Source organism: Rhizobium sp. A37_96 (assembly GCF_053521765.1).
The window spans coordinates 342,455-357,929 of record NZ_JBNWDS010000005.1 but is presented as its reverse complement, the minus strand read 5'-3'; the positions used below and the strand labels follow the sequence as shown (position 1 = coordinate 357,929).

Sequence of the window (15,475 nt, the reverse complement as noted above, 5' to 3'; positions counted from 1 at the left end):
TCAATACCGGCCTGATCTCGACGGCCGAAGCCCCCTTTGGCGGCGTCAAGCTCTCCGGCCTCGGCCGCGAGGGGTCCCGCTACGGCATCGAGGAATTCACCGAAATCAAATATGTCTGCCTCGGCGGCGTCGTCTGAGGCTAAGGGAAGGCCCGAGATAAAAGCATGACCCATCCAAGATTCCTGTCTTTTTCGAGAAACGGCCGTCATGGCTACGGGCTTGCGGTCGACGGCGGTGTCGTCGACCTCTCGGCTCGCCACGGCGCGACATGGCCGACGCTGCGCGAGGTGATCGAGGCAGATGGCCTCGCCCAACTCGCTGAGGAGGCCAAGGCGTTGAAGCCGGATTTCGCGCTGGACGACATCCGCTTCGAGATTCCCATTCCGTCGCCGGAAAAGATCATCTGCGTCGGAGTCAACTTCCCCGATCGCAACGAGGAATACAAGGATGGGCAGGCGGCCCCCTCCAATCCCTCGCTCTTCATCCGCTTTCCGCGCTCGTTCACCGGGCACGAGCAACCGCTGATCCGGCCGCCGGAAAGCCCGCAGCTCGACTATGAAGGCGAAGTCGTCATCGTCATCGGCAAGGCCGGCCGGCGAATTGCCGAAGCCGATGCCTTCTCCCACATCGCGGCCCTCTCGCTCTGCAACGAGGGCACGATCCGCGACTGGGTGCGCCATGCGAAGTTCAACGTCACCCAGGGCAAGAATTTCGACAATACCGGCTCGATCGGCCCCTGGCTGATCCCCTTCACCGATGCGGCCCAGCTCAACGACATCGAGCTGAAAACCCGCGTCAACGGCGAAGTGCGCCAGAGCGACCGCACCAGCCGCATGATCTTCTCCTTCCGCAAGATCATCAACTACATCTCGACCTTCACCACGCTCGTTCCCGGCGACGTCATCGTGACAGGCACGCCGACGGGAGCCGGCGCCCGCTTCGATCCGCCGATCTGGCTGAAACCCGGCGATGTCGTCGAAGTCGAGGCCGATGGCCTCGGCATTCTCAAAAACACGATCGCCGACGAGGTGCTCTGATGCTGTCTCATGATGAAATCCAGGCCGCAGCCGAGAGCCTCGATCAGGCCGAGCGGACGCGCGTCCAGACCGGGCTCCTCTCGCTCAAGCACCCCCAGATGACCATGGACGATTCCTATGCCGTCCAGAGCGCATGGGTGCAGAAGAAGATCGCCGGCGGCCGCAAGCCGATCGGCTGGAAGATCGGGTTGACGTCGAAGGCGATGCAATACGCCCTCAACATCAACATCCCCGATTCCGGCGTGCTCTTCGACGACATGATCTTCGAGGATGGCGCAACCGTGCCGGCCGACCGCTTTATCCAGCCACGCATCGAGGCCGAGATCGCCTTCGTGATGAAGGCACCGCTCAAGGGACCGAACATCTCGATCTTCGATGTGCTGAACGCTACCGACTATGTGACGCCGGCGCTTGAAATCCTGGATACCCGCATCCTCCGGGTCGATCCGGAGACGAAGAAGGCGCGCACCATCGTCGACACCATCTCCGACAACGCCGCCAATGCCGGCATCGTCACCGGCGGCCGCGCCGTGCGGCCAGACCAGATCGACATGCGCTGGATGGGCGCGATCGTCAGCCGCAATGCGGAAGTCGAGGAGACCGGTCTTGGCGCCGGCGTTCTCAACCAGCCCGCACGCGGCATCGCCTGGCTTGCGAACCGCCTGGCACAATATGGCGACGGCATCGAGGCTGGCCAGATCGTGCTCGCCGGTTCATTCATCCGCCCGATCGAGGCACGGCACGGCGACACCATCAATGCCGATTTCGGTCCCTACGGATCGGTCAGCCTGTTTTTTGCATGAAGGAGTAAACCATGCCGGCGCCCAAGAACCTCTTCAAGCAGGCCCTGAAGGAAGGGCGGGCGCAGATCGGCCTGTGGCAGGCGCTCGCCAATGCCTACACGGTCGAAATCTCAGCCGGCGCCGGTTACGACTGGCTGCTGCTCGACGCCGAGCATGCGCCGAACGACGTGCCGCTGCTCGTCTCGCAACTGCAGGCGATGAAGGGCACGGCAAGCCATGCGGTGATCCGTCCGCCGATCGGCGAAACCTGGATCGTCAAGCAGATGCTCGATATCGGGGCGCAAACCCTGCTCATTCCCATGGTCGAAAGCAAGGAGATGGCGGAAGCCATGGTCAAGGCGGTCAGATACCCGCCGCATGGCGTGCGCGGCGTCGGCGCTGCCCTTGCCCGCGCCTCTGCCTTCAACCGCATTCCGGATTACCTTGCGACGGCCAATGACGAGATCTGCCTGCTGCTGCAGGTGGAAAGCCGAGCGGGGCTTGCCGCACTCGACGCCATCGCTTCGACCGAGGGTGTCGACGGCGTCTTCATCGGCCCCGCCGATCTTGCCGCCGACATGGGCTATCTCGGCAAGCCGGGTGCGCCTGAGGTGCAGGCCGAGGTCGAAAAGGCGCTCGCCAGAATCCAGTCTCACGGCAAGGCGGCCGGCATCCTGATCGGCGACCTCTCGCTTGCGAAACGCTATCTCGAGCTTGGCGCGACCTTCGTCGCGATCGGCAACGATGTCACGCTGCTCGCCAATGCCACGACCAAGCTCCTCGACGACTTCAAGAAGGCCGACGCCGCCAAGCCGGCTGCCGACGCAAAGGTCTACTGAGCGCAGACGCCATCCTCCCCGGCGTCGCGTGACCCTCTGTCTCGGCACGCAAATTTTCGGCATGGGCGGCGCATTGTGCACGCTCAGTCAAAACGGACTGCACAGCTGGACGCGACGTCCTTGCAGGCATCGATCATGATGAACCGGAAAGCCAAGAGGAGGAAACATGCGTTTCAAGAACAAGACCGCCCTGATCACCGGCGGCGGGACGGGCATCGGGGCGGCAGTTGCCCGCCGCATCCGGCAGGAGGGCGGCAATGTCGCGCTGGTAGGGCGCCGTCCTGAGCCGCTTCGCGCCGTTGCCGAGGAGATCGGCGCTGCCGTCGTCGCAGCCGACGCAGCCGATGGCGCAGCCATGAAGGCCGCGGTCGAAAAGGTTGTCGAGACCTTCGGCGGCCTCGATATCCTGATCGCCAATGCCGGTGGCCACGGTGTCGGGCCGACAGTCAGCATGTCGGACGAGACATGGGATCTGGCCGTCCGGCTCAATCTCAACACTGCCTTCGTCAGTGCCCGCGAATCCCTGCCGAGCCTCATCAAGAGCCAGGGCAATATCGTCGTCCTCGCCTCCATCGCCGGGCTCTTTGCCGGCCCGGATGCGGCAGGCTACGTCACCATGAAGCACGGCTGCATCGGGCTCGCGAAATCGCTGGCACGCGACTACGGCCGCAAGGGCGTGCGCACCAATACGGTCTGCCCAGGCTGGGTAATGACCGCCATGGCCGACGAGCAGATGGAATTCATCGTCGAGAAATACAAGCTGAACAGCATCGAGGAAGCCTACGCGCTCGTCACCAAGGACGTACCGCTCGGCCGCCCCGCAACCGCCGAGGATGTCGCCAACGCAGTCTGCTTCCTCGCTTCGGCCGAGGCTTCGATGATCAATGGCGCAGTCCTGACCGTCGATGGCGGCGCTGGCACCGTCGACCTGCCGACGCTGGCATTTGTCGACTAATACGAGGAGGAGATACCGATGAACCAGAATCCCAAGGACTGGAAAACCTACGACGAATTCGCCTACGGCATCGACACCAACCGCCTGCCGGCAACGGAGGCTCTTGCCGGCTCGTCCCACAAGATCTCGTTCGAGGACGGCCGCACGCTCGAGCTTGCCTTCGCGAAAGGCGAGGTCAAATGGTCCGACGGCAAGGAAGGCGGCATCGACAAATCCGAGGTGATCGAAGTCGCGCCGAACACCTATTTCGTCGAAATCGTCTTTGCCGGCCGTCCCAAGGAAGCCGAAACGCTGATCCTCAACACCGAAACGCGCCGCGTGCTTTCGATCTACTCGGTCGTTCGCGAGCTCAAGGATGCCGTCGGCGAGCCACAGGTCGCGCAGATCTTCCGGCCGGGTGTTATCGAAGGTGGCGCAGCGAGCGGGCCTGTTCCGCATGAAAGCCGCGACCTGATCGGGCTCAGGGCGCACTTCACGTACAGCCCCAACCATGTCTACGAGCACACCTACCTGTCGTCGCAGCGCTATGCCTGGCAATGCCTCGTCGGCGTGCAGCGCGGCCACGGCGATGTCGACCTGACCACGACCTACAAGTTCGACGACAATCTCTACATCTTCACCTTCCGGGAATTCAAGATCGCGGTCGCCTCCACCTTTTTCTACAATTTCAACGACATGCGCTCGACCGGCAAGTTCCTCGGCATCACCGGCGACGGGCGTATCCAGAACAGCCCGGCCGGCGCCTTCATCCGCAAGGCGTCGATGACCTATTATCTGCCCGGCCAGGAACCGGTGTGAGGACGCCATGCGCAAAGCATTCGATATCGTAAAGGCGCATTACGACGCCAACGACCGCCGCGACATGGATGGCATGCTCGCCGACATCGCTCCCGATTGCCGCTGGACGGAGATGGATGGCTTTCCCTGCGCCGGCACCTATGTCGGCCCGCAGGAGATCGTCAAGAACGTCTTTCAGGCGCTCGGACAGGCCTTCGACGGATACACCTTCAAGCTCGAACGCCTGCTCGACGCCGGCGACGAGGTCGTTGCCGTCGGAGATTATAGCGGCACCAACAAGCAGACCGGAAAGGCGTTCAAGGCCCGCGTCGTGCATGTCTGGGGCGTGGCGGGAGACAAGATCCGGCGTTTCGAACAATTCACGGACACCCTGAGAGTGGCCGAATCCATGCGATGAGGAATTGAGGCGGCCCGATCTGGCCGGGCCGCCTCCCCTACCTAGGAAATCCGCGCCTTGCGCCATTGCGTCGGCGAGACGCCATAGCGATGGCGAAACGAACGGGAAAAATGCGCGCTGGAGGAAAAGCCGAGCGCAAAGGCAATCTCGGATATTTCGCCCGCATAGCCGCCTGCATCCCGCAACTGCGCTGCGGCTCTCTGCAGGCGCAGATCCCAGATATAGTCCGAAGGCGTCAGGCACTCGGCCTCGAATGCGCGATAGATATAGCGCACGGAGCAGCCCATGCGCCGCGCGATCATCGTCACGGTCAGGTCCGGACGCGCGAGATGGATATCGATGAAATCCTTGATCCGCTGCAGCAGCAGATCGAGCGGATTGGCAACCGGCCTTGCCGGCTGTGGATCGGCGCCGATCATGGTGCGGACGAGATCGATCATGGTCTGGCCGACGCTTGCGCGCCGCGCCTCGTCGAGATGGTCGAGCTCATGCATGGTCGAGTCCATCAGCGACAGCAGAATGCGGCACATACCGTCATGCTCGGCATGTGCCGTGAAGGGTCGTGCCAATCGTTCCACGGCCTCATGGGGCAGTGCATGGCGCGGCAACTGCAACAACAGCTGGCGAACCGGCGTGCTGTTCGTCAGCATATAGGGACGACCGGGGTCGTAGAGCACGAGCGCATTTTGTGACACGGGCGCATGCAAGCCGCCCTGTATGAGCGAGGCGCTGCCTTCCGTCTGTACGATCAGCTTGATCGCATCCGGATCGTTTGGATCGAGCATGACATGATCGCCGAAAACCACATGCCGATCCGCCTCCAGCCGCGTCAGCCGGCATGCGCCGAGCATGGCCGACATCATCCGGCTCTTTTCCTCGTCGGCGGCACCGAAGTCGAGCCGGACATTTCCGAACAGGCTGCGGGCCAGGCCCGCGAACGCCCGGCCGCTGGCGCTGTCGACATGCCGTTGAAGTGCTGCAGCCATGATCGATATCCTCAAGATGTGAGATAGCCGCCATCGACCGGCAGGCAGGCGCCGGTGACATAGCGCGCCGCGTCGGACGACAGGAAGACGATGGCATCGGCGACTTCCTCGGCGGCACCCCATCGGCCTGCCGGAATCCGGCGCAAAATCGGCGCCGAGACCGGTTCGTCGGCAAAAAGCGCGCGGCTCAAGGGCGTGACGATCCAGCCGGGCGCCACCGCGTTCACACGGATATCAGCCTGCGCATATTCCTGCGCAAGGGATTTCGTCAGTTGCACGATTGCCCCCTTGCTCGCCGCATAGGCCGGGCGGTCGGCAGCACCGAAGGTCGAGTACATCGACGCGATGTTGACCATTGCCGATCCCGTCTGCATGCGGGGACGCGCCAGCCGGCAGCAATCCATGACCGAGGTCAGATTGATCGCCATCACCTCGTCGAAGGTCGCCTTCGACCATTCGCCCCGATCACGGCTGACGCCGGTGCAATTGACCAGGACGTCGACCGCCTCGACCGACGAGAAGAAGGCTTCCAGCGCGCCCGGCTTCAGCACATCGACCTCATGGTTCTCGATCCGCCGGTTTGCAGGCGCCATCAACGCACCGAGCCCGAAACTCAGCACGCGGGCGCCGAGATCGGCAAAGCGCTGGGCAGTTGCCGCCCCGATGCCCGATGTACCGCCGGCAACGACGACCGTTCGTCCGGCAAAAAGATCGGCAGAAAACGTCATGAAGTCTCCTTCGCTTCAGCTTGCCAGATAGGCGCCGTGGAGAATGTGCGGCTGGGCCTTGAGTGTTGCGGCGGCGCCTGAAAAGACGAGACGCCCGCGCTCGAGGACGAGCGCCTGGTCGGCCAGATCGAGAGCGAGATTGGCGAATTGCTCGATCAGCAGCACGCCGATGCCGCGGGTGGCCGCAATTTTCAAAGCCTCGGCCAGGCGCTTGACGACGGCGGGCGCCAGGCCAAGCGACAGCTCGTCGACGATCATGAAACGGGGCTTTGCGACAAAGGCCTGCGCCATCGCCACCATCTGTTTCTGGCCACCGGAAAGATCCGATGCCGATTGGCGCCGCCGCTCCGCGAGTTCCGGAAAGATCTCATAGGCATGGTCCAGACCCTCCCGCCGCGCGGCTGCCGAGCCATCGAGCGCCGCCACGAGAATATTGTCCTCCACGGAGAGCTGGCCGAGCACTCGATGCCCTTCAGGAACGAGCGCAAGACCGGCCCGGCGAATGCGGTCGGGCGAAAAGCCCTCAAGCGCTTTGCCGTCCAGATGCACGGACCCGCCGCGCGGCAGGACACCCGCCATCGCCATGACCGTGCTCGACTTACCGGCCCCGTTGGCACCCAGCAATGTCGTCACCTTGCCGGCCGTGACCGAGAAGGAGACATCGTGGATCACGCGCTTGCCGCCGCGCTCGACAACGAGCTTTTCGACGTTGATCTCGGAAATGCCGCCCATATCAGAACTCCCCCAGATAGGCGCGCCGCACATTCGGATCGGCAAGCACGCTATGCGTCGGGCCGAGCGCCAGAAGCTTGCCGTAGTCGAGCACCATGGTTTCGCTGCACATGGAGCGGATAAGCTCGACGTCGTGGTCGATGATCAGGACCTGCGCCCGGAATTCCGCCGGAATGCGCAGCACCAGTTCGCGAAAGGTCTTGCCTTCCTCTTCGGTCAGGCCTGCGGCCGGCTCGTCGAGCAGAATGAGCTTCGGCTCTCCGGTCACGCATTTTGCCAGCTCGACAAGACGACGCTGGAAGAGATTGAGGGATTGGCCGAGCCGATCGGCAACATCAGCCAGGCCGACGAAGGCCAAAGCCTGCTCGACGGCATGGGAATGACGTCCGGTGCCGACGACATGGTCGGCGATAGCGGCGATGTTGCCGGCGACGGTCAAATCCTCCACCACCTGCTCGGTCTGGAACGAACGGCGTAAGCCAGCCCGCACCCGCTGCAGCGGCGTCATCGTCAGCAAGGCCCGCTCGCCGAGAGAGACCGAGCCCTGGATCGGTTTCACAAAACCGGAGAGCACGTTGAGCAATGTGGTCTTGCCCGCTCCGTTCGGCCCGATGAGGCCCGCGACGGGAGCCGTCAGCACCGCACTGAGCTCGTTGATCGGCCGGACGCCGCCGAATTGAACGATGAGATTGTCGATCTTGATCATCGCGCCTTCCCCCGGGAGAGACCGGCGTTCAGCCGGGCAATGAGAGCCGATATCTGGCCGGCGATGCCTGAGGGTGCCGTTGCCAGAGCCTGGAACAGGGCGACGCCGAAAATCCCGATGGTGACGTAGCCGTCAATGCCGAGATCGGTCAGCAGCGCCGGCACAGCGCGCAGGAGCAGGCCCGCGATGACAGCGCCGTACCAGTTGAAGACACCGCCGACGATGGCAAGCGCAAAGAGATTGAGGCTTTCGAAGGCGCCGAAGGCGCGCCCGTCGAGCTGGCCCACATTTCCTGCCAGCAATCCGCCGGCCAGACCGGCGAGAAAGCCGCTCAGGGCGAAGGCCCAGGCCTTGTAGATCAGGACGTTGACGCCGCTTGCGACCGCAACCGTCTCGCCCTTGCGGATCAGGGCCCACGCCCGACCGGGACGGGCAAGCTTGTGCCCTTGCGCGATCAACAGCCCGATCGTCGCAACCGCGCAGACATAGAGGAAGTAGGAGACCTCCCCGTCCGCCATGGCCGGCCTTGCCAGCATGGCGCGGCCGGCGCCATCGGCCCTTCCCAGGAAACCGGGACCGCCGTCGGGGAAACCCCAGGCGCTGATGACGATCTGGAAGCCGCCGGCCAGCATCAGCGTCACCAGCGCGAGATAGAGACCGCGCAGACGCAATGCCGGCACGCCGAATGCCAGCCCCACCACAGAGGCGACGATGCCGCCCGCAAGCAGGCTGACCTCGAAAGGCGGATGAAAGGCATGACCGACGCGAAGCGTCACCCAGCCGCCGACGCCGACAAGCGCAAACTGGCAGAGAGAGACGAGGCCAAGCTGGCCGTAAAGGATGGCAAGCCCGGCAACGGACAGCGACAGGGCGACCGCTGACGTCGCGGCGGAAAGCCAGAAGGAATTGGCAAGCCAGGCAATGACGACCGAGAAGATCACCATCGTCACAGGCACATGAAGAAGCTGCTTGGGCAGACGCACCATCGATATGCTTTCGGCTGTTGGGGCGATTGTTTGCTCCTGAATGCTCATCGGTCCTTCAACGCGGCCTTGGCCGTGCCTCCGAGAATCGTGACCGCGATAAGCGCGATGATGAAGGGCGCCGCGGCGCGATAGGGCGATATCCAGGCAATCGGCGTCAGCACGGCTTCGGCAATGCCGATCAGAATGCCGGCGACGGCCGTTTGCCACAGCGACTGCAGCTGGCCGAGGATGGCTGCGGCAATTGCCGGGATCACCAGCAAGGTCAGGAAGGTTCCCTGCAGCCGGACCAGATCGGCCAGCAGCAGGCCGGCAAAACCGGAAAAGATGCCGGTGATGATCCAGGCTGCGGTTTCCGTATAGAGAATGCGCACGCCGAGAATGGCGCTGAGATCGCGATCATTGGCAAGGGCGCGCATATCGAGGCCAAGGCGCGTGCGGCTCAAGAGCAGCGTAATGGCAACGACCATGATGACGGCGAGGATAATGGCGATGATGCGGGTGAAGGTCAGCCGAACGGCAAAGAGCGAGACGAACATCTGGTCGGTCGGGAACTGCAGCCGACGTGGCAGCTCACCCCAGATGACACCCATGATCGCAATCAGGACGAGCGCGGGCGCCAGGGTTCCTACGGCGCGCACGACGATATCGCGATGCGACAGCATGGGGGCGAATATCCGGCCGTAGACAAAGCTGACCGTCGTCGAGACGACAACGGCGGCGAGGATGGCGACGACGAGCGGCATCTTCCACTCCAGCAATTGCCAGGCACAATGCGCACCGATCGCGCCGAACGCACCGAATGCGAAGTTGAGAACGCCGGTCGCTCGAAACAGGACGACAAGGCCGACGCCGGATAGCGCATAGACGGCGCCGATCCCGAGCCCGGAAATGACGAAGGGTAGAAGGTTCATGGATCGATCCTCTACGGCGCAGCGCGTCTTTCAGATACGCAAAGGACGCCGTAACACTTTAGATCAACGCATCGAGCTTTCCGAAAAACGATCCCGATTTTCGGGCCGATGCGTGGGGTCGCTCGGTTCCGCGGCTCTTCCGCCGCGGAACCGATGGCAAAGATCCGGGCTCAGTTGATGCCGGCAGACTTTTCGAAAGCGCGGATGTCTTTCAGCTCGGGATCCGGCGATGGTGCGCAATCGGAAACGACCTTCCACTTTCCGCCTTCGCTGACCGCCATGCGCGTCGTCGAATTGGCATTGTGACGTGCCTGACCATCGCCGAAGTACCAGGGCGCGCAGAAGATATCGCTCTTGAAGTCCCTGATCTGACGGACGGCGGCGGATGCGGTCTCGCGGTTGATGCTGGACGGATCGAGCGTCATCAGCGCCTTCTCGGCGATGCGAGCCGCCAGGTAGCCGGCCTGGGCGAAGGTATCGCGCGGGTCGGATTTCTGGCCGTACTGGTCCATGACGGCGAGCCAGTTCTGATTGTCCGGGGTCTCGGCATTCAGATCGTTGAATTCCATGTTGACATAGAACTTGCCATCCCAGCCCGAGCCGATGGTGGCCGGAACAGAGAGATCATAGGCGGAGGCCGCGCTGAGGAAGGTGATCGTCTGGTTGAGACCCTGTTCTTCGGCAGCCGTCAGCAAGGGCACCGCGACACCCTTCGACATGCCGAGAACGATCACGTCGGGCTTGGCGGCGGCGGCCTGCAGAATGATCGACGTTGCGTCGGCCGAGCCCGGATCCATCAGGATCGTCTGTGCGGCAAAACCCTTCTCCTTGGCGAGCAGCATCACGCCGTCGCAAGACCATGTGCCGACATTCGGAATGTTCGGGCCGATGCAGACGACGGACTTGGCATTGAGCTTGTCGAGCGCGTAGCCCATCGCTCCCAGCATGGAGACCCGTGGCCCGGCATTGGTTGGCGCGTAGTTTTCGGCAAAGAAGCACTCACGCGGCACGCCGACACCCGCCAGCACCAGAATGCCCGACTTCTTGTAGAAATCGGCGTTGGCGCCGCATTCGACATAGCTGGAATTGCCGACCATGAGGACGGCTTTTTCGTCGTTGACGAGCTTGGCGGCGAGCTGTGCGGCGATTTCCGGGTTCCACTGGTCGTCCTCGACCAGATACTTGACCGGTCGGCCCTTGATGCCGCCATTGGCGTTCAGGCAATCGAAATAGGCCTTTGCCGCCTTGGTGGAATTGGAAAAATCGTCCGGCCCGGTCTTGCCGGTAATGGCGCCGATGATGATCGGTTCGCCGGTTGCCGGCTTGCCGCTGTTGTCGCCGCAGGACGCGGCGGCATGTGCGCTGAACGCCGAAACAAGCGTCAGGAAAAGGCCGATTGCCAGCCCTCTTAGTTTGATAGGCATAGTCTCCTCCGGTTTGTTGTCCCGCTCCCCACGGGCTCTTTGCTTCATCGACTTCCGGCTCAGCCGGAAATCGCCTTTCCTGTCATGAAGGCGGCAGCCCGGGCCGCGATCATCATTGTCGGGGCATTGGTGTTGCCCGATACAAGGGTCGGCATCACCGAGGCGTCGCAGACGCGCAGCCCCTCTATGCCGCGCACCTTCAAGTCCGGCCCGACGACAGCCATGCGATCGTCGGCCCGGCCCATGCGGGCCGTTCCCGCAGGATGGAACACGGTCTTGCACGACTGGCGGATATAATCGCGCAAGGCGTCCGGATCCTTTTCGACGCCAGGCTTCGGCAGCACGCGCCGCTTGACGAGCTTGGCAAGGGCCGGCGCGTCGAGGATGCGGATCGCCGTTTCGACGCCGCGCGCCAAAGTCTCGATATCGGCCGGATCGGACAGCAGGTTGGCGTTGAAATCCGTCTGCTCGTTCGGATCGGCGCTCTTCAGTCTTATCCAACCGCGCGAACGCGGCCGCAGGTAGCATGGCCCGATGCTGAGACCGTGACCGGGTTCCGGGTCGCGGTCGACAAAGCCGATCAGGACGGGCAGGACATGGAACTGGACGTCCGGCTGTCCGGTGCCGGCCGTGTCGACGAAGCCGCCGCATTCGACGACGTTCGAGGACAAAAGCCCGCGATGGGAGGTCAGATATCGCAGCATGTGTCCGGCCGCCCGCAGACCTTTGTCATGACCGAGGATCGAGATCGGCTCGTAGGTCTCGCCTTGCACCGGCACTTCGAGATGGTCCTGATAGTTGCCGCCGACTCCAGGCAGGTCGGCGACGACCTTGATGCCGAGCGAGGAAAGATGCTCGCCATTGCCGATACCGGACAGTTGCAGGATCTTCGGCGTTGCGATGGCGCCTGCGGTGAGCGCGATCTCCCGGGACGCCTTGAATATCGTGCCGTCGAGCAGCTCGACGCCGACGGCCCTCTGTCCCTCGAACAGGATGCGGGCGACCTTGCGCTCCGTCAGTACGGTCAGGTTCGGACGCTTCTCCGCCTCGCGCAGGAAGGCCTGCGCCGAACTCCAGCGACGGCCGCCATAGGTCGTGCTCTGATAAAAGCCGACGCCGGCCTGATCCGCGCCGTTGAAATCGTCATTATGAGGAATGCCGATCTCGGTCGCCGCCTTGATGAAGGCTTCGCTCAGCGGATGCCGATGGCGGGGATCGGAAACGCGCAAACCGCCCTTCCTGCCATGAAACTCCCCGTTCAGCCGCTCGTTGTTTTCCAGCGAGCGGAACGCCGGAAGCACATCCTCGTACGACCAGCCCTGGCAGCCCATCTGCGACCAGGTGTCGTAGTCGTTGCGATGCCCGCGAATGTAGATCATCGCATTCACGGAGCTGCCGCCGCCGAGCACATTGCCCTGCGGCACGATGCTCGGCCGGCCATTCAAACCCTTGTCGGGGTTCGACGCGTAGGGATGGATGTCGATGCCCTTGCCCAGCACCTTGAAGAAGGTCGCGGGAATGTGAATCCAGGGATCGGAATCTCGCCGGCCGGACTCGATCAGCAACACCTTATGCGCCGGATTTTCCGATAACCGGTTTGCCAGCACACAGCCCGAGGAGCCACCACCGACGATGATGTAATCGTAAGTCGTCATGGTCAGCTCAGCACCGTCTGTATCGTGGTGAATTCCTTCAGCCCCTCCGCGCCGAACTCGACACCAATGCCGGACTGCTTGACGCCACCGAAAGGCGCGTTGGGCTGGATCGTGCCGTGCTTGTTGATCCAGACCGAACCGCACTCGAGCTGCACTGCGTAGCGCTTCGCCTTTTCCGCGTCGGAGGACCAGACGGAACCGCCAAGGCCGGCCGGGTTCTGATTGGCGCGGGCGACCACCTCGTCGATGTCGCTGTAGCGAATGATCGGCAGGGCCGGACCGAACTGCTCCTCATCGACCAGCCGCACGCCATGATCGACATCGGCAACCAGCGTGATCGGATAGAAATAGCCGGGGCGATCCATCGGCGCCCCGCCGGTCAGGATGCGGCCACCATGGGCGCGCGCATCGTCTACGAGTTCGCGCACCTTGTTGAACTGCATCTCGTTCTGCACCGGGCCGAGAATGCTTGCCTCGTCCAGTCCGTCGCCGACGACGATCCTGGACGTGTAGTCCGCAAGGCCACGGCAAACCTCTTCATAGATGCTGTCATGCACATAGAGACGCTTCAGCGCCGCGCATGTCTGACCGTTATTGATGAAGGCGCCCCAGAACAGGCCTTCGACGATGGCTTTCGGATCGGCATCGGGCAGGACGATGCCGGCATCGTTGCCGCCAAGCTCCAGCGTCAAGCGCTTCAAGGTCGCGACCGCGGAAGCCATGACCTTCTTGCCAGTTTCCGTCGAGCCGGTGAAGGTCATCTTGGCGATGCCCGGGTGAGAGGAAAGCGCCGCGCCGATGCTGTTCTCCCCGGTGATGACGTTGACGACACCGGGCGGCAGAACCTCGTTCATGATCTCGACGAGGCGGATGGTCGACAGCGGCGTCAAGGGCGACGGCTTGATGACGACGGTGTTGCCGGCCCGCACCGCCGGCACGATATGCCAGCAGGCGATCATCACGGGCCAGTTCCAGGGCGTGATCGAACCGACGACGCCGATCGGCTTGCGATGCAGCTCTACGCGGCCCTCATTGTCGTCCTGCAGGATTTCGACGGGCAGGTCGAGTTCGGCGGTGTGGCGTGTCCAGGCGAGCGCCCCGCCGATCTCGAAGCGAGAGCCAAGACCGTTGAGCGGCTTGCCCTGTTCCCGGGTGAGGATCTGGGCGAGCTCCTCGGCATGCTCGTTGATCTTCTCCGCGACAGCGCGGCACGCCTTGGCCCGCTCTTCGCTCGATGTCTGCGACCAGCTCCTGAAGGCTTCCGTGGCAGCGGCGACCGCGCGATCGAGATCCGCCTCGCTGGCGAGCGGCATATGACCGACCACGTCGCCGTTCGAGGGATTTGCAACCGGTGCATGATGGGACGTGGCAATGGGCTCGCCACCGATAAGCAGGGTATACTGCTTCACGACATTCTCCTCCCGTGACTTTCGAGAGGACTATGGCGTTAGCCGCAAAATCCGTCTTGGGGAGAAACGCGCCTCGTCTTGGACTGGAGCGCACCCTGCGCTTCAGTCCAACCTGTGACCCGACTCGGCTGCGCGAAGCAGCTCGCTCGGCGCGCAATCGAACAGCTCCTTGAAGCTGCGATTGAAATAGGAAATGTCGTTGAACCCGGCCGAATAGGCGACTTCGGCGATGGTTGTGGGGTTACGCTGCTCCTTGAGCTGCTCGATCTTTTCGCGCGCGAAGCGCAGCCGCTTGTCCCGGATGACGGTGGTGCAGGTCATGCCCATGCCCTGGAAGTCCTGCTGCAGGGTGCGGATCGAGACGCCAAGCCGTGTCGCCAGCCATTTGGCGCTGAGGTCGCTGTCGGTCAGATGCTTGTCGATGAGAATATCGACCATCTGCAGGCGCCGGCTCGCGCTGTCATGCAATGAATTCAGGCTTGCCGCCTGGATGCCGGTCGAAAGAAACGCCTGACGGGTCGTGTCGAACATCAGCTGCCGCAGATGCGGGGACGCGACGTCGTTCTCCGGCGTCGTCATCATCTTGGCGATCAGCGCCCGCAGCATCAGGGCCATCGGGTCGCTGGCTTCCAGTTTGCGGGCGACGTCAAAATCGACCTTGCTGTTCGAATACATCAGCTGCCGTGGCAGATGCAGCGACAGATGGTTGGAGAAATGCCCACGGAAATAGAAGGTCGTCGGCCGCGTGGAATCGACGAGAATGCATTCGCCGACATCGAGGATGTTCTGCTGGCCGGAATGCTCGACGCCGCAGACGCCTTCCAGCTGCAGGATCAGGAACAGGTGCTCGTTGGCATCCCGGCGAATATCATCCCAATCGCGGTGGACGTAGTCGAGATCGTTGGAGACATGGGCGAACTCCATGCCACAGACGTCGATGCGGCTGGCCGTGCCGACGACGCTGTCGCCGCGCTGCAAGGTGTGCGGATTGAAATTGCCGCAAATGCTTTGAAGATCGTCCACCCATTGATCGTAGGGTGTCGGCGCCCAACTCCGGTCAACCAGGCTGCGGTTCTGCAACAGGTCCAACGCCGCCTCCCAACAGTGCCAGCACTGTCGAAGACTGCTAC

General features: G+C 63.0%; 17 protein-coding genes. 7 read left to right on the top strand and 10 right to left on the bottom strand.

Features of this window, described 5'->3' with window-relative positions; genetic code table 11:
• The 7 genes from ACQZ6J_RS17230 to ACQZ6J_RS17200 all read left to right on the top strand — a co-directional run.
• The coding region (locus ACQZ6J_RS17230) for an aldehyde dehydrogenase family protein (RefSeq protein ID WP_449084971.1) at positions 1-137 on the top strand (137 nt) is incomplete at its 5' end.
• 27 nt (positions 138-164) lie between these two features.
• On the top strand, positions 165-1,037 hold the full coding sequence (locus ACQZ6J_RS17225) for a fumarylacetoacetate hydrolase family protein (RefSeq protein ID WP_449084957.1): 873 nt from the start codon (positions 165-167) through the stop codon (positions 1,035-1,037).
• Complete coding sequence (hpaH, locus tag ACQZ6J_RS17220) at positions 1,037-1,840, top strand: 2-oxo-hept-4-ene-1,7-dioate hydratase (RefSeq protein WP_449084956.1); 804 nt, start codon at positions 1,037-1,039, stop codon at positions 1,838-1,840. The genes ACQZ6J_RS17225 and hpaH overlap by 1 nt, the downstream gene beginning before the upstream one ends.
• Before the next feature lie 11 nt (positions 1,841-1,851).
• Positions 1,852-2,658, top strand: coding sequence for a 4-hydroxy-2-oxoheptanedioate aldolase (gene hpaI / locus ACQZ6J_RS17215; RefSeq protein WP_449084955.1), 807 nt, complete (start codon positions 1,852-1,854; stop codon positions 2,656-2,658).
• 166 nt (positions 2,659-2,824) lie between these two features.
• Complete coding sequence (locus ACQZ6J_RS17210) at positions 2,825-3,613, top strand: SDR family NAD(P)-dependent oxidoreductase (protein ID WP_449084954.1); 789 nt, start codon at positions 2,825-2,827, stop codon at positions 3,611-3,613.
• 18 nt (positions 3,614-3,631) lie between these two features.
• Entirely contained in the window at positions 3,632-4,411 is a 780-nt protein-coding gene (locus ACQZ6J_RS17205) for a MoaF C-terminal domain-containing protein (RefSeq protein ID WP_449084953.1), read from the top strand.
• 7 nt (positions 4,412-4,418) lie between these two features.
• Positions 4,419-4,808, top strand: coding sequence for a nuclear transport factor 2 family protein (locus tag ACQZ6J_RS17200; protein WP_163985540.1), 390 nt, complete (start codon positions 4,419-4,421; stop codon positions 4,806-4,808).
• Positions 4,809-4,849: 41 nt separating this feature from the next.
• Here ACQZ6J_RS17200 and ACQZ6J_RS17195 read toward each other — a convergent pair whose 3' ends face one another.
• The 10 genes from ACQZ6J_RS17195 to ACQZ6J_RS17150 form a co-directional block, all read right to left on the bottom strand.
• A complete protein-coding gene (locus tag ACQZ6J_RS17195) occupies positions 4,850-5,794 on the bottom strand; it encodes an AraC-like ligand-binding domain-containing protein (RefSeq protein ID WP_449084952.1) in 945 nt (314 codons plus the stop codon).
• An 11-nt stretch (positions 5,795-5,805) separates the two neighbouring features.
• Entirely contained in the window at positions 5,806-6,522 is a 717-nt protein-coding gene (locus ACQZ6J_RS17190; protein WP_449084951.1) for an SDR family NAD(P)-dependent oxidoreductase, read from the bottom strand.
• A gap of 15 nt (positions 6,523-6,537) precedes the next feature.
• Positions 6,538-7,254 (bottom strand): ABC transporter ATP-binding protein, encoded by a 717-nt coding sequence (locus ACQZ6J_RS17185; protein ID WP_163985543.1) that lies wholly within the window; start codon positions 7,252-7,254, stop codon positions 6,538-6,540.
• 1 nt (position 7,255) lies between these two features.
• Positions 7,256-7,960: an ABC transporter ATP-binding protein gene (locus ACQZ6J_RS17180; protein WP_163985544.1), complete on the bottom strand. Its 705-nt coding sequence runs from the start codon at positions 7,958-7,960 to the stop codon at positions 7,256-7,258.
• Positions 7,957-8,994: a branched-chain amino acid ABC transporter permease gene (locus ACQZ6J_RS17175; RefSeq protein WP_449084950.1), complete on the bottom strand. Its 1,038-nt coding sequence runs from the start codon at positions 8,992-8,994 to the stop codon at positions 7,957-7,959. Before ACQZ6J_RS17175 ends, ACQZ6J_RS17180 begins: the two co-directional genes overlap by 4 nt.
• Positions 8,991-9,857 carry a branched-chain amino acid ABC transporter permease gene (locus ACQZ6J_RS17170; RefSeq protein ID WP_449084949.1) on the bottom strand — a complete coding sequence of 289 codons (867 nt, stop codon included), beginning with the start codon at positions 9,855-9,857 and terminating at the stop codon, positions 8,991-8,993. The genes ACQZ6J_RS17175 and ACQZ6J_RS17170 overlap by 4 nt, the downstream gene beginning before the upstream one ends.
• A gap of 170 nt (positions 9,858-10,027) precedes the next feature.
• Positions 10,028-11,281 carry an ABC transporter substrate-binding protein gene (locus ACQZ6J_RS17165; protein ID WP_163985547.1) on the bottom strand — a complete coding sequence of 418 codons (1,254 nt, stop codon included), beginning with the start codon at positions 11,279-11,281 and terminating at the stop codon, positions 10,028-10,030.
• A 59-nt stretch (positions 11,282-11,340) separates the two neighbouring features.
• Complete coding sequence (locus ACQZ6J_RS17160; RefSeq protein WP_163985548.1) at positions 11,341-12,936, bottom strand: GMC family oxidoreductase; 1,596 nt, start codon at positions 12,934-12,936, stop codon at positions 11,341-11,343.
• 2 nt (positions 12,937-12,938) lie between these two features.
• Positions 12,939-14,345 carry an aldehyde dehydrogenase family protein gene (locus ACQZ6J_RS17155; RefSeq protein ID WP_449084948.1) on the bottom strand — a complete coding sequence of 469 codons (1,407 nt, stop codon included), beginning with the start codon at positions 14,343-14,345 and terminating at the stop codon, positions 12,939-12,941.
• Between the two features lie 102 nt (positions 14,346-14,447).
• Entirely contained in the window at positions 14,448-15,434 is a 987-nt protein-coding gene (locus ACQZ6J_RS17150) for a helix-turn-helix domain-containing protein (RefSeq protein WP_449084947.1), read from the bottom strand.
• Positions 15,435-15,475 lie beyond the last annotated feature (41 nt).

Excerpts from the sequence above, each read along its gene's own strand:
- ACQZ6J_RS17225 (WP_449084957.1), top strand. The coding sequence starts at position 165 with ATGACCCATCCAAGATTCCTGTCTTTTTCGAGAAACGGCCGTCATGGC.
- hpaH (WP_449084956.1), top strand. The coding sequence starts at position 1,037 with ATGCTGTCTCATGATGAAATCCAGGCCGCAGCCGAGAGCCTCGATCAG.
- hpaI (WP_449084955.1), top strand. The coding sequence starts at position 1,852 with ATGCCGGCGCCCAAGAACCTCTTCAAGCAGGCCCTGAAGGAAGGGCGG.
- ACQZ6J_RS17210 (WP_449084954.1), top strand. The coding sequence starts at position 2,825 with ATGCGTTTCAAGAACAAGACCGCCCTGATCACCGGCGGCGGGACGGGC.
- ACQZ6J_RS17205 (WP_449084953.1), top strand. The coding sequence starts at position 3,632 with ATGAACCAGAATCCCAAGGACTGGAAAACCTACGACGAATTCGCCTAC.
- ACQZ6J_RS17200 (WP_163985540.1), top strand. The coding sequence starts at position 4,419 with ATGCGCAAAGCATTCGATATCGTAAAGGCGCATTACGACGCCAACGAC.
- ACQZ6J_RS17195 (WP_449084952.1), bottom strand. The coding sequence starts at position 5,794 with ATGGCTGCAGCACTTCAACGGCATGTCGACAGCGCCAGCGGCCGGGCG.
- ACQZ6J_RS17190 (WP_449084951.1), bottom strand. The coding sequence starts at position 6,522 with ATGACGTTTTCTGCCGATCTTTTTGCCGGACGAACGGTCGTCGTTGCC.
- ACQZ6J_RS17185 (WP_163985543.1), bottom strand. The coding sequence starts at position 7,254 with ATGGGCGGCATTTCCGAGATCAACGTCGAAAAGCTCGTTGTCGAGCGC.
- ACQZ6J_RS17180 (WP_163985544.1), bottom strand. The coding sequence starts at position 7,960 with ATGATCAAGATCGACAATCTCATCGTTCAATTCGGCGGCGTCCGGCCG.
- ACQZ6J_RS17175 (WP_449084950.1), bottom strand. The coding sequence starts at position 8,994 with ATGAGCATTCAGGAGCAAACAATCGCCCCAACAGCCGAAAGCATATCG.
- ACQZ6J_RS17170 (WP_449084949.1), bottom strand. The coding sequence starts at position 9,857 with ATGAACCTTCTACCCTTCGTCATTTCCGGGCTCGGGATCGGCGCCGTC.
- ACQZ6J_RS17165 (WP_163985547.1), bottom strand. The coding sequence starts at position 11,281 with ATGCCTATCAAACTAAGAGGGCTGGCAATCGGCCTTTTCCTGACGCTT.
- ACQZ6J_RS17160 (WP_163985548.1), bottom strand. The coding sequence starts at position 12,936 with ATGACGACTTACGATTACATCATCGTCGGTGGTGGCTCCTCGGGCTGT.